This window comes from Ochrobactrum sp. WV_118_8 (genome assembly GCF_039631535.1).
GTDB lineage: Bacteria > Pseudomonadota > Alphaproteobacteria > Rhizobiales > Rhizobiaceae > Brucella > Brucella anthropi.
Window position 1 is genome coordinate 25,402 of sequence record NZ_JBDIUZ010000007.1, and the last position, 20,477, is coordinate 45,878.

Here is a 20,477-nt window from a genome sequence, read left to right on the forward strand (position 1 = left end):
CCCTTTCAGATCAGAAGAAGGATGAATACGGCAAGCACTGCGAGAAACAGCGTCTCAGCCACCACAACGGCCAGGTTGACCGGCCCGAGGGCGAACATCGCCTGAAGCGAAGTCTTGATCCCAAGCGCCGCAATTGCGGCCACCAGCAGCCAGCGCGAGGTGTCAACCATCAATGTCGCCACGGCGGATGGGATAATGCCAAGGCTGTTGGCAATCAGGATTGCCACGAAAGCGACGGTGAACAGTGGCCATGGCACAGCCGTGCCATCCGTAGCACCACTGCGCGTTGCCAGAACGGCCAGGAGCACTACGACAAACGGGAGCAGCGCCACCCGCAAAAGTTTGACATAGGTGGCGATATCGCCGGTTTCATCAGACACTGCGTAGCCGGCTCCGACTACCTGTGCCACGTCATGGATCGTCGTGCCCAGCAGGATGCCGATCTGGATCGTGTCAAAGCCAAGAGCCGTGAAGATCAGAGGATAGACGATCATCGCAACAGTCGAAAGCGACGTGACGGCGATCACCGTGAACAGCGTATTATGTTCGTGATCCCGATCCTTGGGCAGAACGGCCGAAATGGCCAGCGCCGCTGACGCGCCACATATGGCCACGGCGCCCCCCGTCAGCACGCCGAATGTCCAGCGCCGTCCCAACAGCCGCGCCATCAGTAGGCCAAAGCCGATAGTCGCCAGAAGACAGATTACCACCAAGACAATCGGCCCGGCACCAAGACTGGAAATCTGGCTGAAGGTGATACGCGCGCCCAGTAAGGCGATGCCGCAGCGCAGCAATTTTTTCGCCGTGAATTCGATTCCGGGGGCGCATTTCTCATCTGCGGCAAGAAAGTGCAGCGCCATGCCCAGCAACAGCGCAAACAGCATGACCGGAGCGGCGTAATGTTCCGCCAAGAAGGTGGCCGCAGCAGCAACCGTGAAGGCCACAGCAATGCCTGGTGCAAGGCGCGGCAAAGCCAGACGCAACGGCCGCAGGCGCGGATGGTCAATGATCGTCGTCACGGCGTGTCCTCTTTTCCGGGATCGTCCTTGCGTCATCCCTCTTGCGGTAAAGCCGCTCGGCAAATGCGTTGCCCAGCAGGCCTCGCGTCAACTGATAGGCTGCGACGATCGCAGCATCGGCACCTACGGCGCGGGCCGTCAGCACCATTTCGGCCGACCCCCCGGTGGCGAGTCCCAGAACCATGGTGATGGGCTCTGCACCGACCGACAGCGCCAACCCCAGGGCCACACCTCCCATCACGGCTGCATGTACAATCATCAGTGCCGCCCCGACCGTCAGGGCGCGTGGCAGACGCCGAACGGTCTCGCGCTTCAGGCGTGCACCAAGGCTGAGGCCAAGCGCGATCTGCGCGACAGCAAGCAAGACCTGCGGTTCGCTGGCCGCAACGAGCCCAGTGCCCGACAGGATCGCGACAAAGGCCATGGGGCCTAGAAACCACGCCGAGGGCAAACCAATCCGGGATCCGCCCCACCCCGCTAGAAACGCGGACCCTAGGGCAATGCCCAGCGGAAGCGTCCACGCCCCCTGATCCGGGGTTTCCACAAGCGTGGCCACCCCATTCAGCGCAAAGATCAGCGGTGGCAGCAGAAAGACCACCAACATCACCCGCATCGCGTGAAACGTCGCAACGGCACCTACATCGGCGCCATGTTTGCCCGACAGATCCGCCATTTCCGAAATCCCGGCTGGGATCATTGAAAAATGTGCGGTAACTCGGTCGACGGCCCCCCACCGCGTAAGCGGGCCGGTCAGTAGCATGCCGATACCGATGGACACGCCGGCCCCGATAGGAATGGCCAGCAGATGCCAGCTAATCCGCTGGGCAATATCCGAACTTACCGTCAGACCGACCGAGGTTCCCACCACAAGCTGCGCAAGCCGGTAGGCGGGGCGGGGCACAGCGACGGTGGTCACCGTCAGCGTAAAAATTGCGGTGGCGATCGCAGCACCAACCAGCCAGGCAAGAGGCAGGCCCACAAGCCATGCCAAGGTGCCGCCCACCGCCGCAATCACGGCGGCGAGCATCAGCATTCCGGCATCCTTCATTGCCGTCACTTCACTGCGCGGCGTCGCCCGAGCAGCGGTGAAGCCAGAACGAGCACTGCAAGCGCGATCAGGACCGCTGTGATTGGCTGACTCAGTACGGCCAGGAAGTTGTCGTTCGCGGTGATCATCGCGCGGCGCAAACTTGCCTCCAGCATGTCGCCAAGCACGAGCGCCAGAACGATGGGCGCGGGATGGATGTCACACCGCCGCAGAACATAGCCGATCACACCGAAGATGGCGGTCACCATCATCTCGAAGGTATGGTTGGCAGCGGCATAGGCGCCTAGCATCGACACTGACGCCACGATGGTGGCGATGATCGGACGCGGAATCCGCGTGATCTGGACCCAAAGACGCGCCCCAAAAAGGCCCACTGTCACCATGATGGGCAGCCCGAGGAACAGGGCTACAAAGATTGAGTAGGGGATTTCGGGGTTGTTGGAGAACAGGAGCGGCCCCGGCTGTAAGCCCTGAATCGTCAGACCGCCGATCAGAACGGCAGCGCTGGCAGACCCCGGAATGCCCAGCGACAAAAGCGGCGCTAGCGCACCCGAGACGGCGGCATTGTTGGCCGTCTCTGACGCGACGATGCCTTCGGGATTTCCTGTGCCGAAGGTATCCTTGATCGGGGACAGGTTCTTGGCGACGCCATAGCTGATCAGCGAAGCGATGGAAGCGCCTGCGCCTGGAACCACTCCGACTAAATACCCGATTAGCGAGGAACGCAGCACCGTAGCCTTGTAGGGCACCAGTGCCCGCAGCGATGCTGAGGCGGATGGCGTGTGCTTGATCGGCGAGATCTTCTGGTTGGCTGTCTCCAGCATTACAAAGACCTCTGATAGGGCAAACAGCCCGATCAGCGCTGGAAGGAAGGGGATGCCGTCGATCAAGAGATAGTCGATGACAAACCGTTCAGATCCGCGGATCGGATCGATACCGATGGTCACCACGACCAGCCCGAACACCAGCCCGATCACCGCCTTGAGGGTGGAGCCTGCACTCAGAACACCAATCAGTGACAGGCCGACCACGGCCAAGGCGAAATACTCGGCCGGGCCAAAGGCCAGCGCGGCGGAGGCCATCACTTGCGCCGAAACTACCAGCATCACACCGCTAATCAGTGCACCCGCCCCGGAAGCCATGATTGACAGGTTCAAGGCACGACCGGATTCGCCGCGCTGGCTCATGGGAAAGCCGTCAAAGGCCGTAACCGCCGCCGCTGGCTGCCCGGGTGCGTTCACAAGGATTGCGGGGATGCCCGCAGCATAGTCAGCGGCCATGTAGATCGTCACCAGCATGACGATGGCCGGAATGGGTTCCATTCCGAAGGTGAAGGGGATCAGCAAGGCCATTCCGATGGAGGAGGTCAGTCCTGGCATCGCGCCGACGAAGTAGCCGACAAGCACACCTGAAACCAATGCGAGCAGAACCTTGATCGTGAAAACCAGCCCGATCGCCTGAAGGAAGTGTTCAAACATGGTACGTTCCAATCATGGTAAAGGCGTGCCTAGAAGCATCTCGAAGACGCCCTTGGCCAACAGCAGGACAACAGCGGTCGTGATGACAAGCGGCAGCGGCTTGCGAATACCTGCAACCACACCGAACACCGGAACCCAGATCAGGGCGACGATGTAATAGCCGAAGGCTTCAACCGCGAAGGGGAAGGCCACGATCAGTACCATCCCCAAGGCAAGCCACACCGGACGCTGGAACACCACCTTGCCAGGCGTGCCCCGGCCGACCAGCGTCAGCCCGATCTGAATCGCCGACAGCAGCATCAGAAGCGATCCGGCGATCATCGGAAAAGTGCCAGGGTCGAAGGCTGCCTCCGATGATGGCATGCCCATGGCGCCGACTACGAACGAAAGCCCCAAAGCTAGCAGAGCGCCGCAGATCAGCACATCAAACAACGGAGCGGAAACCTGCAGCTCGCCATCCGCCTGGCCTTGCGGGGTGTCCGGGTCTTTGGGGTCAGGCGCCAGCAACGCCGGCGTAACGCCGGCGCCTTTCTTGTCAAAAAGACCCATGTCTTTACTGCCCTTGTCCGAGCCGAGCGAGCCACGTTTTGGTGGCTTCTTCCTGTGCCTTCACAAATTCTGCGAATTCCGCCGGCGGCATGTAGCCCGGCACAAGATCGGATTCGGAAATATAGGCCTGAAGTTCCGGGGTCTGCAAAACCTTGTCCACCTCGGCACACAGTGCCTCTTGCGCTTCGATCGGTGTGTCTTTCGGCACGATGATGCCGCGGAACTGCTGCCAGCGGGTATCAACGTCGAAGCCCGCCTCGGCATAGGTTGGCACATCGGGCATGTTAGCTGGACGTTCATCGGACATGATGCCGATGACCTTCATCGTCCCGGCTTCCACATGCTGTTTAACGAGCCCAATATAGGTAATGGCCACTGTGTTATGCCCGCCCAATGTGGCGGTCGTTGCATCGCCGACGCTGTTGTAGGGTACCCAGTTGATGTCGCCCTTATTCATTTGCGCGGCTTCATCGAACATCAGCCAAGCAATATGCCCACCCGATGCCTCGCCGAAGCCCGCAACTGAAACGGAACCCGGCGCGGCCTTGGCCTGCTCCACCAGTTCAGCAAGCGTGTCGATGCCGCTGTCGGAACGCACGGCCAGAAGGTAGGGCTCAAGCACCAAGTTGCAGGCCCATTCAACCGAGTCGATGTTGAACTGACCCGACTGCTGGAACATCCCAAGATGCGACGCAGTGACAGAGCCGATCGTCAAACCGTCGGGTGTGGCCCGTGACAGCTGTGCCATTTGGCGCGCGCCACTGCCGCCGGAACGGTTCTCTACAATGACATTGACGTTCAGCGACTTCTGCAATTGTTCGGCTAGCCGCCGCGCCATTACATCTGTCGCGCCGCCCGGTTCAACATGCAGTACATATCGAAGGTCACCGCTGGGGTACCCCTGAGCCATTACCATCATCGGCATCGCCAAGCCTGCAAGAACGGCTGTTACCGCGATCTTGGAATTTTTCATTGTTTCTCTCCTCCCTTGGGTCGAGCGGCAGATCATGACTGCATTATCGTTGTTGCATTGACGAAAGCCGCATGGCAAAGATTAGATATGCGTAGTCGCTTAAGCAACTACTATTTTTCTCCACTGATTCCAGAGCCAAAGAGGCCGAACTGATTCTTCAGCCTTCGGAAACGCAAAGGAAAACACAGCAGACTGGCCTGACGGAGCAACCGATGCCAACTATTCAGAAGATAACACTGCGGCGGTTGATGCTGCCTCTGATCCGCCCGTACCGACTGTCCTATCGCACCTTTGAGGCGTTCGAGCCGTTCTTCGTCGAGATCGAGGATTCCGATGGCAACACTGCCTTCGCCGACGCTCATATCTCCCCGGGATCCAGCAGTGAGACCCGCGAAGGTGGTTGGAGTTTCCTTGACAGGCACATGCGTGACGCGATCGGAAAAACCCCGGACGCAGCGATTGCTACCACGCTTGGGGAATTTGAGCACAGCAAGGTTGCTGCGACGGCGCTGGTGACGGCGCTCGAGCACTTAATGGACGACCCTTTGCTGCAAGTACCGCAGACCATCAAGTTGCCTTTGCTGACACCGATCAACGAAACGGAACCCGCCAAGATCGAACGCGAGATCGAAGCCTGGCTGGCGCAGGGTTTCCGCACCTTCAAGATAAAGGTGGGCAAAGATGTTGAAGCAGATCTTGCCCGTGTGCAGTGCATTCAGGCGGCCAGCAGCGATCGTGCCACGCTGCGGTTAGATGCGAACCGCGCCTTCACCCGCGATGATGGGATCCGCTTTGCCGCCGCGCTGAACCCTGCGGGGATTGAGCTTTTCGAACAGCCCTGCGACGCGGATGACTGGGACGCGAACGCGGCTGTTGCCAAGGCCTCCACCGTTCCGTTGATGCTGGATGAGCCAATCTGCACGCTAGAGGACATTGAACGCGCCGGAACGATGTCGGGTGTCGGCTATTGCAAACTGAAACTCAAACGGTTCGGGGGCCTTAGCCGCTTGAAGGAGGGCCTCGACGCCGTTCGTAGCAACGGAATGGAGCCGGTGCTGGGCGATGGTCTGGGATCAGAGGTTCACGCATGGATGGAGGCCTGTGTGGCTCAAGGCGCGATCCGGAACGCCGGTGAATTCAACGGGTTCATCAAGGCAAAGGAGCGCGTGCTGGAAAATCCGCTGCCATTCGCCGACGGCGCGATCGAGCTTGTGGCGGGGTACCGCCCTCGGCTTGACCGCGAAAAGCTGGCGCGGATGACGGCCGAGAAGATCGAATACACACAAAAAGGGAGAAACTGATGGCACATGAAGACATTTTGGCGGCCTTGGACAAGCGCCGCGCCGACGCATCCGCAATGGGTGGCGAAAAAAAGCTGAGCCAGCGCCGCGAACAGGGCCAACTGAACGCCGAAGAGCGTTTGAACGCTCTGGTCGATGAGGGCAGCTTTTTCGAGATGGGCCTTCTGGGTGCCTCCAGCTATTCCAAAACCGAAGCGGGAAAGACGCCTCGCGATGGCAAGATCACCGGCTTCGGGCGCATTAATGGTCGCGATGTCGGCGTTGTAGTCAATGATTTTACGGTCAAAGGGGCTTCGACCGGGTCCACCAATTCGAAAAAGATCGGCTACATCCGCCGTACAGTGACCGAACGCGGCATGCCCTTTGTGCATATCGGCGAATCCACAGGGGCCCGACTGCCGGATGCGATGGGGTCTAAGGGCATGGGTACGATGTTGGGCAATGACACCAGTCAGTTCCGCCGTATGCGTGACACGCCCTGGGCCGCCGCCGCACTTGGTACGTCCTTTGGGTCGTCTGCCTGGCTGTGCTGCTGTTCCGATTTTGCGGTGATGCGTAAAGGGTCAATTATGTCGGTGTCCAGCCCGCGCCTCGTGTCGATGGCCATCGGCGAAAAGGTGGATCTGGAGGAACTGGGCGGCTGGCGCCTGCACGCAGAACAGACCGGACTGATCGACCACTTTGTCGATACTGACGAAGAGGCTATGGCTGCCATCCGGCATTTTCTATCCTACATGCCTTCCCACAATGGTGAACTGGCACCCGTTACCGCCGTCACCGAAGGTTCTGGCGACAATCAGGAACGCATTCTCGATATCGTTCCAGAAAAGCGGACCCAAGTCTATTCGATGAAAAAGGTGATGGAGGTGATCTTTGACACCGGCAGCATCTTTGAATTCAAGGCCCGCTTTGGCCGTTCCGCCGTTGTGGCTCTGGCCCGGCTTGACGGTAAGGTTGTGGGTGTCATCGCCAACAATCCGCAGGTCGGCGGTGGTGCCCTTTCGGCTGAGGCCTGCCGTAAGATCATCGATTTCACGGTGCTGTGCGACAGTTTTAACATTCCTATCGTGCGATTGATGGACACTCCCGGCTTTGTGGTGGGCACCGATGCCGAACGCCGCGGCGCACCAGGACACATCATGAATTTCATGAATGCTACCTGCCTGACCACGGTTCCGCAGGTCACCGTGATTTGCCGCAAAGCTTATGGGCGAGCCTATGTTGCCATGGGCGGGGGTGCGCATAACGATGCAATCGTGGCGTGGCCGATGGCCGAGGTGTCGTTCATGGATCCGGTCTTTGCCACAACCATTGTCCACAACCTAAAGGCGGGTGAAGAAGGCTTTGAAGCCGCATTAAACGATATCCAGAAGGATCTGGAGATCTGGGATATGGCAACGATCTATTCTGCCCATGACGTGATCAAGCCGCAGGAAACCCGCGCCTATCTGATCCGCATGCTCGATATCCAGCAGCGGCGGCGTACCGGGGGCATCGGGCAGCATCTGATGCGCACTTGGCCTACGAGCTATTGAGGAGATGGCCATGGATACTCAATCACACAGTGCGCATCAGATTATCGCCAGCGCTCGCGCGGAAGGTCGGCAGTCGCTGGACGAAGCCACGGGCAAGGCCTTGCTCTCGCACTTCGGCATTCGTGCGCCGCGCTCCGTTGTGGTCAAATCGCCTGAAGAGGGGATGCAGAAGGCAGCAGGCCTCGCTGCGCCCTTCGTCGTCAAGGTCGTATCGCCCGAGATCCTGCACAAATCCGATTCTGGAGGTGTGACACTGCATCTGGCTGATGGTGCCGCAGTAGCAGATGCGATCCGTGTCATGTCGAAAAAACCAGCCATCGCCGCTGCACGGGTGGATGGCTGGCTGGTTGAGGAAATGATTCCGCCTGGGCGCGAGGTAGTAATTGGCGGCTTTCGTGACCCGCAGTTCGGGCCGATGATAATGGTCGGTCTTGGCGGCATCTTTGTCGAAGTGCTCAAGGACGTGTCCTTCCGCATTTGCCCCATTGACCGCACGCAGGCACAGGAGATGCTAGCCGAGTTGAAAGGCCGGGCGCTGTTGCAGGGCGTCCGTGGTGAGGCTGCGGTGGACGAAGCGGCGCTACTGGATGCAATGGTGGCAATCGGCGGCACGGCAGGTCTTTTGATGACGCTTGCCGATGATATCGCTGAAGTTGATCTCAACCCTGTTATCGTGTCAGCCAAGGGCGCTGTTGCAGCCGATGCGCGGTTCATCTTGTCCGACACAAAGGCCCCTGCATCGGCCACAATCACGCAGGACCCCTTGCTGGAATTCCTGCCTCTGTTTGAACCTAAAACCATTGCTGTTTTGGGCGCGTCAACCAAGGATGTCGCCATCGCGAACACCTTTATCCGGCGACTGAAGGATTTCGGCTATGGCGGGCAGATCTACCCCATTCACCCTCAGGCCAGCGAAATCGAAGGTTTGACGGCGTATCCCTCTATATCCGAGGCTCCGGAGCCGGTGGATTATGCCTATATCGCCATCGGCGCGACCCGCATCCCCGATGTTATCGCCGAGGCGGCAGGCCGTCTGAAAATCGCGCAGGTTATCTCATCTGGCTTCGGCGAGATGGAAGAAGGCCGCGGTTTGCAGGAAGAACTGGTGCAGAAGGCGGCCGCAGCCAAGGTCCGAGTACTGGGGCCGAACTGTCTGGGCACGTACTCACCGCGCGGCGGCCTGACCTTTCCGGTGGGTGCGCCGCGGGATGTGGGCCGGGTGGGGGTTGTCTCGCAATCGGGGGGGCTATCCACCGACATCATTAAACGCGGACAATGGCGCGGCCTGCGCTTCTCGGGCCTAGTAACCATTGGCAATAGCGCCGACGTGACCCCCCATGAGCTAGTAAACTACTACTTTGCTGATCCGCAGACAAAGGCAGTGGGACTTTATATTGAGGATGTGCGTGAAGGACGGGCCTTCTTTGACCTGCTTCGCAACCATCCCGCACCTAAGCCGGTGGTCATTCTGAAGGGCGGTCGCAGTGCCTTGGGACGCGCCGCGGCCGCATCCCATACAGGGGCCCTTGCCGGCGATGACCGCGCATGGGATGCGCTTGCCGCCCAATTGCCGGTGGCGCTGGTGACAACTGTCGATGAATTCATCGATGCGCTTCTTGTCCTCCAATCGTTCGAACTGCGTCCTGACAAGCCAACACGCGATGTCGTTCTGTTCGGCAACGGCGGGGGGTCAAGCGTCTTGGGAACGGATGTGTTTGCAGCAAATGGGCTGACGGTGGCACCATTTTCTGCCAAGGTTCTTGCCCCGCTGGAGGCAATGGGCCTTCCGCCTGGCACAAGCGTGCTGAACCCGATCGACACTCCGGTGCGCACACTTCAGGAAAAAGACGGCTGGATTGCCGGGGAAATCTTGGATCATGTGTTGGTAGGCGCTGCTCCCGACGCGGTGGCTATGCATCTTAACCTCGCTGCCTTTGTAGGCCGAGGATCTGTCGATCCCATCGACAATCTCTTTGCCGTGATTGAAGACAGGGTGCGTAAATTTCCTGGGGTCGCACATTTTGCCTTGGCACTGCGCGCAGATGGGTCGGCCGAGCTAGACGAGAAGCGGCGGGTTTACCGCGAAAAAGCAAGGCTTCTGGGAATTCCGGTGTTTGACGAAATTCCCGCGATGGCAGGTGCACTTGCTATCGTGGCGCATCTGGAAAAGCGGCTTGCTAATCGTGCCGATTGAGCTTTACGGGGGCGGTGGCTACGCCGCCGCCCCTTTCTACGACAATCCAGTTTTAAGTTTAAAGCTTTCAGCCTGTTCTTCGGTGAAACACGCCAGCCGCAGGTCGCGCAGGTAGGGACCAAAGGCGTCATCGATCTGATCACCGAAGCGCGCAAATATCTCAGCCATATAAAAATCATGTCGGATTAGCGATTCTGCCATCGTCACGATGGGGCCATTGCGGGTATGAACGGCAAAGACCTGTTTCTGAATCGTCGCAGTCACCATTTCGTTGTGATCAGTTGCAATGGTGAAGAGGTTGTCTGTCTTGCCCATCCGCACGCCATTGCCTTCGTGAATATATACCTTGCAATCCGCACCAAAACGAAATTCCTCGGGGTCAGGACCAAACAACACTATAAGCATCTTGACGCCCCGTTCACCTGCTCGCTGAAGCGCCGGTTTATGGCGGAAAAGGATATCGGATGCAGCCTTGATCATAAGACTGTGCTCCGTTCCATCAATTAGGCTGTCAATTTTAGCATGGACTTGATCCTCGCCAGACAACGTCCAGACATACTGATCATCCACAGTCCAGACCATTGCAGCCAGACGCGCCGATACACGATCGCATATTGTGCTAGTACGGCGCGCCATATCGCTCAGAATCTGATCCGGTGGGGCGGCCACGTAGCGCGCGGGCGCCTCGCTTACCGGCAACACCACCCCGCGCTGTGCTAGGCTTTCAAGGGCGTTATAAGTGTTGGGCCGCGGCACGCCCGCATTCTTTGAAACTTCATAAGCCGTGGCTGGACTTTGCCTAAGAAGCTGAATGTAAACTTTCGCTTCGTAATCTGTAAAGCCAAGAGACCGAAGCTCAGAGAGCACGTCAGCAGCGACGACACCTAATGTTGCTAGGTTTTCAGTCATAATTGCGGCTCCTGTTATCTGACCAAAGATACTGCGCTTATCCTACTTGCAAGTAGGTCCGCAGGCAACTTGTACCAAGGAGCGGCTCGTCACTTCGGCTTGCGTTTTCGCTGTGCCTCGCACGGGTCAGAGCGCACCGCATTTGGCTCTATCTTTGAGCATTTATTTTTGAAGATCAGAGGTATGCAACTTCTGCATGGCGGGAATTACATCACGCTGCATTGCAGCATCCGTATGCTTCGCGTATGCAGTGCCGCATCATCAGAATGAGCACCGGAGGCCAAGATGACCACTCTTATCAGCAGCAAAACCCAGTTTATGCGCCATGCCGACGGTATTCTTAACTTTGTAGCGCGCCTGTTCACATTCATTAATGCAGTTATAAATGCGTCTGGCGCCCTTGAGGTCGGAAAAATGCCTGCCGCTGAGACAATTGAAAGACTAGGGCTTTCTGTGGAAAATTTTTCATGTCTGCAGAAATAATTCAAGCTGAAGCGGACCTGCCGATACCAGTATATCTCCTGTCGATCTGAAGTTGAGAAATGTTATCTATATGTCTGTGAGTTTCTGTTGCATCAGGCTGTTTTTAAATGAAAATTTTTATCCTGAACGGCTCTGTTGCACAAATCGGCGGATGATCGGACTGCCCCTATCCCCGGACAGACCTATCCTGCGACCTTCGTGACGGGGATGCCGAGCGCGGTGAAGCCGTTCAGGACGGCAACACGGACCTGGAACTCGGCGACCTGACGGTCGAAGTCCCGCGCCATGAGGCGCTGGCCCAGCAGTTTGACACAGTGCATCTTTGTCTCGACGCGGCTTCGGCGGTGATAGCCGCTCCATCGTCGCCAGATCGTCCGGCCGAAGCGTTTTGGGGCTCCGTGGGCATTTCTACATTAATACACGCTAAGGGAATTTGAAGTTTTTTGGATTGAAGCGGTTAGCCCGGATTGGCCTGAAGCGTTCGAGGGGTCGGTCAATTTCGTTCCAGAGGTAGTCGCCGGTGAGCGCGATATGCGCCCATGGTAGTGGTGCGACCTGGGAGAGCAGCTCGTCCGGAATGATAATACCCTGACTGCTGATATAATCGACAGCACGGCTGAGATAGACAGTGTTCCACAGGATGATGGCGTTGACGACGAGGTTAAGACCGGACGCGCGGTAAGCCATGGTTTCGGCGACGCGGTTGCGCAATTCGCCGAGCTGGTGGAGGAAGATGGCGCGTGCGAGAGCATGACGGCTTTCACCCTTGTTGAGGATCGCATGCGATCTGCGGCGCAGTTTCGTATCGAGCAGCCAGTCGCAGATGAAGATCGAGCGTTCTATCCGGCCCATTTCGCGCAGGGCCTGGTTCAGCCGGTTTTGTCGCGGCGACGCTGCCAGCTTCTTGAGGATGACGGAAGGCGGCACCAAACCTGCAGCGATCGAAGCCTTCAGCCGCAAGACCTCATCCCAGTGGTGCTCGACGACATCCATGTTGACGGTTCCAGCGATCAGCGCGTCGAGCGGTTCGTAAGCCGGATCGCGATCAATGACAAAGAGCCTGCGATTGCCGAGATTGCGGATACGGGGAATGAGCCTGTAGCCAAAGGCGTGGAACATGGAGAACGTCGTTTCGGTGGCGCCAGCGGTATCGGTTGCGTGCTCATAGATTTCGACGGAGCTTTCGTTGTGAAGGAGGCCGTCGAGAACGTAGGGGGCTTCGCCCTCGGATGCCTGGATCATGCGGGAGAAGAAGGAAGCAAAACGGTTGGACAGGAAGCCATAGATCGACGCCCCCGGTCGCTTGCCGTATTTTGCATTGTAGTCGAGGCTGGCTTCGCCACGCCCGCCAGCCGGAAAGAACTGTCCGTCCGAGGAGGAGATATGGCCGTCACCCCAGATCGCGGCAAAGGGATGGGCCTGCTGCGCATCGACCAGCACGGCGGTCGCCGTGGCGTAGGTTTCCGATCGCATATGCCTGTCCACCATCAGCATCATCTGGTGGATCGTGACGCCGCGTGAGCTTTCCGCCATACGTTCGGCTCCGGCATTGGTGGCGTCGGCAAGGATCGCTGCCATCAGCGCTGCCTCGTCGTTTGCCGTCTCACCGGTACGATAATGCGTGAAGCTGTCGAGGAATTTGGTCCAGCTTTGCACCTCGGCAAGCAGGCTGGTGATCCTGATCCGTGGCACCAGAACATATAGTCGGCGGCTGAGCGCGACGATGCTGTCGCGCTCCTCCTCGCGGATCGGCGAGATCGACAGGCCCTTGTCGGAAATCGCTGCATCCGGAATAGCATTGGCAGCCGCCGCCTTTGCCAGCTCTTTCAGCTTCGCATCGAGCGTGGCGGTCCGTTCTGCTCGCCATTCGGCAAAGCTGTCGGGGAGTGCGAGCCCGAGCCGCCCCTCGGCGCGCATCAGCTCGAAGATCGGCCGAGGCAGAAGATAATCCTCGAAACTGCGCCATGCCCGGCTGCCTTCGACCCAGATGTCACCGGCCCTCAGACGCTCTCGCAGGTGAACGAGGACCGCCACTTCCCAGGCGCGCAGGTCGATATCGGCACTGTTCGGGCGCACGCAGCGTCGCCATTTGCGGGTCAGAAAGGCGAGCGGCACCTGCGCCGGCAATTTCCGGCCGCCATAGAGCGCGCGCAGATGGTCCACTGCTACAAGGATCGGATCATCAGCACGAAACGACCGGAACGAGAACGTGCGGAACATCAGTCTGCCCAGCTTGCGCAACGATTTGTGCCGCTTGATGAGCTCGTCGAATTCGTTACTGCGATCAGGGTGGACGACAGATCTGGCTGCCGCCATGCTGGCGACCAATCCGTCCCAGCCGAGGGAGGCTGCGATCGCCGATGCAAGATCGGTTTTGCTCGCACGAGCGGCCAGAAGCGCCTCGCCGAGCTTGAGATGCTCAAGCGCCACCCCATCAAGAACCTCGGCCTCTTTTAGCCGGCGTTCCGTGCGGCTGATCTCGGCCTTGCGGCGGTTGCTCCCAATCATTTTGCAGAACATGTCGATCGTCAGGTCGGTGATCGACGCCTGTCTCTCGATGACGAAGGCGGCCAGCGTGGCGTAGCGACGTTCGGATGTCAGGCGTCGTATCTCCCGGGCATGCAGAATGCGTGCATCCCTGGCGATGATGCCGTAGCGATTGGCATGGATCGTCTTGCGACGGTCGTCGGGAATGGCGGCTGAGCGCAATACCTCGAGGCGGGCGATCAAGCCTTTGAGGTTCTTCAGCTTCGCCCCTTCAGGTGCTTCCGCAATCCAGCCAAGGTGGCTCCGATCGCCGGCCCGCTCAGCGAGGAGCTGATCAAGCGCCTCGATCGAAGGCTGCTCCAGATCCCGGATCAATTCGCGATAGGCTTGTCGACGCGCCGCCGCCCGGCCGGCCAGTGCCAGACGGATCAGCAGCTCCGGCATAGGAACGAGCAACTTTCGTTCCTTCAAGGCTTCGATCACGGCCTTGGCGATCGGCGCACCTTGTTCAGTGGCCGCCGCCTCGCGTGCCGCCGCCGTTATCAACTCGCGATAGTCACTCGTCCGGACAGGCTGAAGCTCCAGTGCAGAGACGATCTCGCGCGCGTGTTCCCGGCGCGTTTCGTCGCGCTGGGCGTAGAACTCGAACACTGCAGGGTCGATGCCCAGCTGGTCGGCGACAACAGAGACAACCGCCTGAGGTGGAACTTCGCCTATTCGCAGCAGACGGCCCAGATCACGCACCAGTGCGAGTTGGATCGCAAAGCCAAGCCGATTATGCGACCGGCGATGCTCCTTGACGAAGACAATATCCTCGGAAGTCAGTGCATAGCGCGCTTGCGCATCTTCATAAGCTTCGGGTGGTTCGAATAAAACGGCACGCGATTGCTCATCGAGAAACGCCATCAGCCACGGTCACTCGTCAAACTACGGTTTCGGGCGTGCCGGTCTTGCCGGGGCCTGTCCATCCAGTCCGCTTCAACGTGTCGATCAAGGTCGAGCGCGCCACCTTGAACGTCCGGCACACGGACGCCTTGCTGGCGCCAGCTTCCAAAGCAGCTAGAACCTGCTCGACCTTTTCCGCATCGATCGTTGGAGGTCTCCCGCCCTTACGGCCACGTCGGCGAGCCGCCGCCAGGCCGGCATTGACCCGCTCGGTGATCAGCACTCTCTCGTATTCTGCAAGCGAGCCGAACAGGTTGAACAGAAACGCGCCGTGCGAATTCGTGGTGTCGATCGCCTCCGTGAGAGATCGGAAGGCGACACCACGTTCCTTCAAATCCTCGACGATGCGGATCAAGTGGGAGAGTGACCGGCCTAACCGATCTATCTTCCAGACGACCAGGACATCGCCTTCGCGCAATTCGCCGAGGCATGCCTTCAGACCCGGCCGGTCATCACGCGCTCCGGAAGCGCGATCCTGATGGAGATGGCGCTCATCGACCCCGGCCGCGAGCAGGGCATCGCGCTGCAAGGCAACCGACTGGCGCTCGTCACTACTCGATACCCGCATGTAACCGATCAACATGTGCGACAAACCTCAAATCAGGTGTTGCCGCACAGCCTAACATTCCGACAGGGTTTGTCGCGCAAAAAATGGCCCTATTGCGTGGCTCTCGATTTCAGAAGACAATCAGTGGAGATCAAAAGAGGATTTCAGTAGAGGTGCGCTTCTTCTTTTTGAGGAGCTTTTCACCGTCTGAACGCAGCTCGCCCTTCGGCCCGACGAACCGGTAGAGGGTCTGTCGTGTAATCCCGAGTTCGGTGCACAGGTCACCGACCTTCGTTTCCGGCTTTCCCATGGAGGCTTGCGCGAGACGTAGCTTGGCTGGCGTCATCTTGAATGGCCGGCCTCCATTGCGGCCGCGAGCCCGGGCCGATTCCAGACCGGCCTTCGTTCTCTCGACAATCAGCGCCCGCTCAAATTCCGCCAGGCCGGCGAAGATCGCAAATACCAGTCGACCGTTGGCGGTCGTGGTGTCGATCGACGCACCTTCACCAGCCAGTACCTTGAGGCCGATGTTCCGCTTTGTCAGATCGTCCACGAGGTTGACGAGGTGGCGGAGATCGCGGCCCAGACGATCGAGCTTCCACACGACAAGGGTATCCCCGGCGCGCAGCGCCTTGAGGCAGGCCGCGAGGCCGGGGCGGTCGTCCTTCCGCCCAGACGCGGCGTCTTCATAGATATTATCGACATGCACGCCGGCTTTGGTGAGCGCATCGCGCTGAAGGTGGTGGACCTGACTGCCGTCGGTTTTGGAGACGCGGGCATAGCCGAGAAGGGTTGTCACATAAACACTCGTATTTATTACAATTCGGTTCGCCACTCCAGGCTCGGGCTCATTCTGTCACATAACCCGTATTTTTGTCTATGCACTGTAAAGGTGATCTGATTTGTTTTTATTACATTCACGGCGCGGGCTGTGCGGTGATCACCGGGATGCCAAGATCGCGCAGATAAAAATCGACCCCATCGATCTGCGAGGCCGGCAATCTCCAGATCATCATCTGCCGAAGCTTGTAGGCTTGAAGTGGGCTGCGTTTCGCTTCGTCGACGGCCGCTGCCCACAGTCTTTCCCAGTCGGTGGCCGCGTCAGTCTGCACCTCGGCCCGGGGTGGCAGGGAAGGCAAGTCCCGGTCGGGCAGCGCAGGCGGCGGGTCAAAGACGGTCGACACAGACCAATGCCTGACGTTGGAGTGCCGGGTATCGAGATCACCCTGCAGCAGTCGTTTGACGGTCGCCGCCGCAACGGCAAAAACGGTTTCGCGTTGCTGCACTGACATGTCCTCAAAAATGCGGCCCATGCCGAGCCCTTCGTGCAGAGACATTCCGGCAAGCCGCCACGCAGCGCTCATGATGTGTTTCACGCCAACCAGGGTGTATTGGGGACGGATCAGATCATCGATGAGGGTGCGAAGCGCTCTTATCCACACAGCCGCGCTGATCTCTCGGCCATGCGGCAGCAACAGACTGACTTCGGTCACGGCCTCAAGCGTCAATCCGTCAAGCGCCACGATATCCGCCGCCGCCGCGCGGCGCGGCGTGTAGGCATAAAGATCATCGCGCCTGACGCTCGGCAAGAAGAACCCGGTTTCCAGCATTTCATGATGGACGGGGCAGCATGTCATCCAACCAGCCCGCCAGAATATCCGCCGATATGGAGCGATGTCTTGCGCGACGCACTGCCGGCAGATGGGCGGTTGTTCGCGGATCTCTCGCGATATCCAGGGCAGCCATCGATCCTCATCGAGCAGGAACACGGGGCGGCGGAATCGGTCCTGAACACGCGCGAAGGCAGGAAACTGGCTGACATAGGTTTTGAACAAGCCCTGTCCTGGCGTCAGGCTATCGAGCAGAAGCGGCACATAGCCCGCCAACGTCATCGAGCGAACTTTGCTCGTCGCTATTCCCGTCCGCTCGGCGATTGTCATCAGCAGATCGGCCGGAGGGGAAAGGTCGATCTCCCGGTCAGACAGGCGGCTGTAGCCGAAGGCCCGCTCCATAAAGGTCGAGGACGGAAGGCCGTAGGCATCGGCCATTCGATCGATCCATGACGAAAGCGCTTCATGTGGCAGGGGGCGCGGATGGACCGGCAGTCGTTTCATCACCCGGGAACGAGCTGCCGCTCAATGCTGATCCGGCGTTCCACCGGGCCTTTGTATTCTGCAATGCCGAGCGTGTGCTCGTTTATCGAATCTTCGCCGGTTTCGATCGCTGCGATCGCCGCTGCCCGCAGAAGCGTCAGCATCTCGCCGATCGTGCCGCCGGTCCTCGTCAAAAGCTGCTTGATCACATCGGGGCGCAACAGGTCAGGCGAGGATCGCTTCAACGGCAGGGACGCCGCAAAGCTCATGAGCAATTTCGCGGTTTCGGATCCCGGTTCCCATAGAGGAAGGATGATCGGCTCGAACCGGTTTTCCAGCTGAGGATCGGTGCGAATAGCGAGATAAGCTTCTTGCGTGCCCACGCCGACCAGGGGAATTCGAAGGACATTGCCGAGATAGCGCAACAGATTGAGAAACTCCCGCCGCGCCGATGCTGACCCCGCCAGCATGTTGTGAAGCTCGTCGATCACCAGCACACGGGTGTTCACCGCACGGAGAACCCGCAGCGCCATCTGCTCCAGATCGTGGCCGCGAACACCGCCACCACTACGTGGTCCGGGCGCGCCGACTTCGGCAAGAAGGGCAGCATAGAACCGGCTGATGGTGGGGTTGGTCGGCATCTGCACGACCACAACCGGCAGGGTCTCCGCGTCGGTATCTTGTCCCGGAGACGGCGTGTGATCGCGCCGGAATTTTTCGACCACCATGCTCTTGCCGTTGTTGGTGGGGCTGAGCAGCAATGCGTTTGGTGGACGCAATTGGCCAGGCCCGTAACGCAGAAGATATTCGAACCTTCGCAGTGCCTCCTGCGCCCGGTCATAACCGATCCACCATTGAGCGCCGGCCAGAAGTTCGAGCCGTGTGGCGTCATCATCCGCTATTGTATCGACCAGTCGGCCGGGCAAAATGTCTTCTGTTCCTGTCACCATCGTGTCGCCGGATATAGCGCGGACACGACGATTGGCGGATCGGCGCTGTCCTCCCGCTCTTTTTGCTCGTGTTCAATCAAGGAGCGACCGGTCGCGGCAATCCGGGCGAGCTTACGACGAGCCGACCGTGTTCTTGCAGCGGCTATCCGGGCCAGCTCGCGTTGCGCCGCAACCGCGCGAAAAATGGAATCTTCATCGACCTGGGATCTTCCATCGGCTTTCAACCAGGCGATGGCTTGCCGGTGCTCGAACAAAGTGATGCTCGGACGGCCGAGCCGGGCGCATGGCACCTCGACGTAGAACTCGCCAACAGGGTCGAGCGCGAAGATTCGCGATAAATCGCGTGGGTCACGCCGGATCATCAGGGGTCCAAGACGATCCCGTTCAGCGATCCATGGATGCAGGGCATTGCAGAAGTAGCTGATATGATCGATCCGGAAACCTTCACGGGTGACGCGGCGACGCAGAACGGGCAGGAAGTCGACCAGGAATGCCTGGATCTGAGTGATGGCGCGGGGCGCTCCTGTTGTCGATACGCCGTGCCGCCATCGTACGATTGGAGGCTCGAAGAGGCCGCCGTGTACATCGCCGTGATAGCGACCGACGATCGCCAAAGTCATCCATTGCTCGAGCTCGGCCAGCGTCATGCAAGCCTGGCCGTCGCTGTCATACTCGCCGCGCTCGGCCGGGTTAGAGAACGTCGTCCCGGCAACCTCATGGATCATCTCCATCAAAGTGCCGATCAGGCGCTCGACAATTCCTCCGTAATGAGGTGTCGCCACCGGGCGATAGTTCAGGGCGATCCCATGCTGTTCGCAACCGCGCGTAAGGGCTTCCGAGTGGAATTCCGCGGCATTGTCGACATAGAGCCCACCGGGAGCGCCCGAAACAGGCCAGGCATGCCCTTCGATTCCAAGGCTCTGCAGATAGGAATCCTTGGGAATTGCCGCATGCGCGATGCAAAGGCCGACGCTGGTGGCTGACGGCGGATCGAGCGACAGCAAAAATCCTGCCACACAGCGGCTGTAAACATCGATCGCGACGGTGAGATAAGGACGGCCGAGCGGCTTGCGGTAGGTTTCGTCAACAAGAATGATGTCGACCGGCGTGTGGTCGATCTGCAATATCGCCATCGGCCCCGGGCTTTCCGGCGTCTGCCCTGCCGCTGCCTTCAGGCGCCGGGCAGCCTTGCTCTTGACGCCGCCCTGTCTGCGTCGGGCGGCTTCATCAGTTCTGATTGCCCGAATTCTCGACCGGATTGTATTCGCCGACGGTGCTACGACGCCTGCTTTTGCGCATCTCTCCCGCACAGTTCGGACGACGGCTTCGGCGCGCTTCTTCTGCCGCGTCAGGAATTCGTCCCTGATCGCCTCGGCAATGATCGTCTCCGCAATATGCGGCAGTCGTCCCTTGCCCTTGCCGCCGGAGGGCGGCTTTGGGGCCAGCGCGCTGAGAAGCCCTCCGGACTGTCGGTATCGGCGAATGAGGGAGTACACCGTCCGCTCAGTCAGCCCGAGATCCGCGCCAGCCTGCCTGGCGAGATAAGCCGGTGCTTTAGGCTGCTCCGCCAATGGCCCGATGACACTGGCGCGCCGTTTGGCCTCTGCCCATGCAGCATCGGATAATCCCAGAACGCCATGCTCAGGGATCAGAGAAGGTTCAGGTGCTGGCTGCTGAACAGGACTTCTGGTCGACATGCCGACCACTGAACACCACTATTGGTAAAAATCCCGTTCACTGAAAGCGACTTCTGAAAAATTTGGCGACGGGCGCGCCGCTAACCTTCTGAAAAAGCAACTTCCTCACTGAAGCCGTCTTCTGAAATCGACAGTGGCCAGTTTGCCCCGCGATCACGGTGAGCGGAAATCATGTGTTTCCCGTCACCTGCAAAATGATCTTAGCGTGTATTAATGTAGAAATGACCACAGAGCCCCTTGCTAATGGTAAGTCAGCATAAATTCGCATT

16 protein-coding genes and 1 pseudogene are annotated in these 20,477 nt (G+C 59.2%); 4 read left to right on the forward strand and 13 right to left on the reverse strand.

Annotated elements, in window-relative coordinates; translation table 11 throughout:
- Positions 1-5 precede the first annotated feature (5 nt).
- Genes ABDF71_RS27075 through ABDF71_RS27095 form a run of 5 tightly spaced genes read right to left on the reverse strand, consistent with a single transcriptional unit; the run spans position 6 to position 5,067 of the window.
- Positions 6-1,019 carry a YeiH family protein gene (locus ABDF71_RS27075; RefSeq protein ID WP_500062018.1) on the reverse strand — a complete coding sequence of 338 codons (1,014 nt, stop codon included), beginning with the start codon at positions 1,017-1,019 and terminating at the stop codon, positions 6-8.
- Positions 1,003-2,067: an AbrB family transcriptional regulator gene (locus tag ABDF71_RS27080; protein ID WP_313709443.1), complete on the reverse strand. Its 1,065-nt coding sequence runs from the start codon at positions 2,065-2,067 to the stop codon at positions 1,003-1,005. The genes ABDF71_RS27075 and ABDF71_RS27080 overlap by 17 nt, the downstream gene beginning before the upstream one ends.
- Before the next feature lie 5 nt (positions 2,068-2,072).
- A complete protein-coding gene (locus ABDF71_RS27085) occupies positions 2,073-3,545 on the reverse strand; it encodes a tripartite tricarboxylate transporter permease (RefSeq protein WP_313709444.1) in 1,473 nt (490 codons plus the stop codon).
- 12 nt (positions 3,546-3,557) lie between these two features.
- The gene (locus ABDF71_RS27090; RefSeq protein WP_313709445.1) at positions 3,558-4,094 is read right to left on the reverse strand and encodes a tripartite tricarboxylate transporter TctB family protein; all 537 of its coding nucleotides are present in this window, start codon (positions 4,092-4,094) and stop codon (positions 3,558-3,560) included.
- 4 nt (positions 4,095-4,098) lie between these two features.
- Positions 4,099-5,067: a Bug family tripartite tricarboxylate transporter substrate binding protein gene (locus ABDF71_RS27095; RefSeq protein ID WP_313709446.1), complete on the reverse strand. Its 969-nt coding sequence runs from the start codon at positions 5,065-5,067 to the stop codon at positions 4,099-4,101.
- A 212-nt stretch (positions 5,068-5,279) separates the two neighbouring features.
- On the opposite strand from ABDF71_RS27095, the gene ABDF71_RS27100 reads away from it, so the two are divergent.
- Genes ABDF71_RS27100 through ABDF71_RS27110 form a run of 3 tightly spaced genes read left to right on the forward strand, consistent with a single transcriptional unit; the run spans position 5,280 to position 10,097 of the window.
- A complete protein-coding gene (locus tag ABDF71_RS27100; RefSeq protein WP_500062019.1) occupies positions 5,280-6,368 on the forward strand; it encodes a mandelate racemase/muconate lactonizing enzyme family protein in 1,089 nt (362 codons plus the stop codon).
- The gene (locus ABDF71_RS27105) at positions 6,368-7,903 is read left to right on the forward strand and encodes an acyl-CoA carboxylase subunit beta (protein WP_313709558.1); all 1,536 of its coding nucleotides are present in this window, start codon (positions 6,368-6,370) and stop codon (positions 7,901-7,903) included. Before ABDF71_RS27100 ends, ABDF71_RS27105 begins: the two co-directional genes overlap by 1 nt.
- Positions 7,904-7,913: 10 nt before the next feature.
- The gene (locus tag ABDF71_RS27110) at positions 7,914-10,097 is read left to right on the forward strand and encodes an acetate--CoA ligase family protein (RefSeq protein WP_313709557.1); all 2,184 of its coding nucleotides are present in this window, start codon (positions 7,914-7,916) and stop codon (positions 10,095-10,097) included.
- Between the two features lie 36 nt (positions 10,098-10,133).
- Here the strand turns inward: ABDF71_RS27110 and ABDF71_RS27115 are convergent, their stop codons facing one another.
- Complete coding sequence (locus ABDF71_RS27115; RefSeq protein ID WP_500062020.1) at positions 10,134-11,006, reverse strand: TrmB family transcriptional regulator; 873 nt, start codon at positions 11,004-11,006, stop codon at positions 10,134-10,136.
- 285 nt (positions 11,007-11,291) lie between these two features.
- On the opposite strand from ABDF71_RS27115, the gene ABDF71_RS27120 reads away from it, so the two are divergent.
- Positions 11,292-11,489 (forward strand): hypothetical protein, encoded by a 198-nt coding sequence (locus ABDF71_RS27120; RefSeq protein WP_313709555.1) that lies wholly within the window; start codon positions 11,292-11,294, stop codon positions 11,487-11,489.
- Between the two features lie 182 nt (positions 11,490-11,671).
- Here ABDF71_RS27120 and ABDF71_RS27125 read toward each other — a convergent pair.
- The 7 genes and pseudogenes from ABDF71_RS27125 to ABDF71_RS27155 all read right to left on the reverse strand — a co-directional run.
- A pseudogene (locus tag ABDF71_RS27125) lies at positions 11,672-11,884 on the reverse strand (IS5/IS1182 family transposase); the annotation flags it as partial.
- A gap of 28 nt (positions 11,885-11,912) precedes the next feature.
- Positions 11,913-14,882: a Tn3 family transposase gene (locus ABDF71_RS27130; RefSeq protein WP_500061879.1), complete on the reverse strand. Its 2,970-nt coding sequence runs from the start codon at positions 14,880-14,882 to the stop codon at positions 11,913-11,915.
- A gap of 16 nt (positions 14,883-14,898) precedes the next feature.
- Complete coding sequence (locus tag ABDF71_RS27135; RefSeq protein WP_003501158.1) at positions 14,899-15,504, reverse strand: recombinase family protein; 606 nt, start codon at positions 15,502-15,504, stop codon at positions 14,899-14,901.
- Positions 15,505-15,619: 115 nt separating this feature from the next.
- Positions 15,620-16,267, reverse strand: coding sequence for a recombinase family protein (locus ABDF71_RS27140; protein ID WP_500061878.1), 648 nt, complete (start codon positions 16,265-16,267; stop codon positions 15,620-15,622).
- A gap of 118 nt (positions 16,268-16,385) precedes the next feature.
- Positions 16,386-17,582: a TniQ family protein gene (locus ABDF71_RS27145; RefSeq protein WP_500061979.1), complete on the reverse strand. Its 1,197-nt coding sequence runs from the start codon at positions 17,580-17,582 to the stop codon at positions 16,386-16,388.
- Positions 17,582-18,511, reverse strand: a complete 930-nt coding sequence (locus ABDF71_RS27150; RefSeq protein WP_500061877.1) for a TniB family NTP-binding protein — start codon at positions 18,509-18,511, stop codon at positions 17,582-17,584. Before ABDF71_RS27150 ends, ABDF71_RS27145 begins: the two co-directional genes overlap by 1 nt.
- Entirely contained in the window at positions 18,505-20,208 is a 1,704-nt protein-coding gene (locus ABDF71_RS27155; protein WP_500061876.1) for a transposase, read from the reverse strand. Before ABDF71_RS27155 ends, ABDF71_RS27150 begins: the two co-directional genes overlap by 7 nt.
- Positions 20,209-20,477 lie beyond the last annotated feature (269 nt).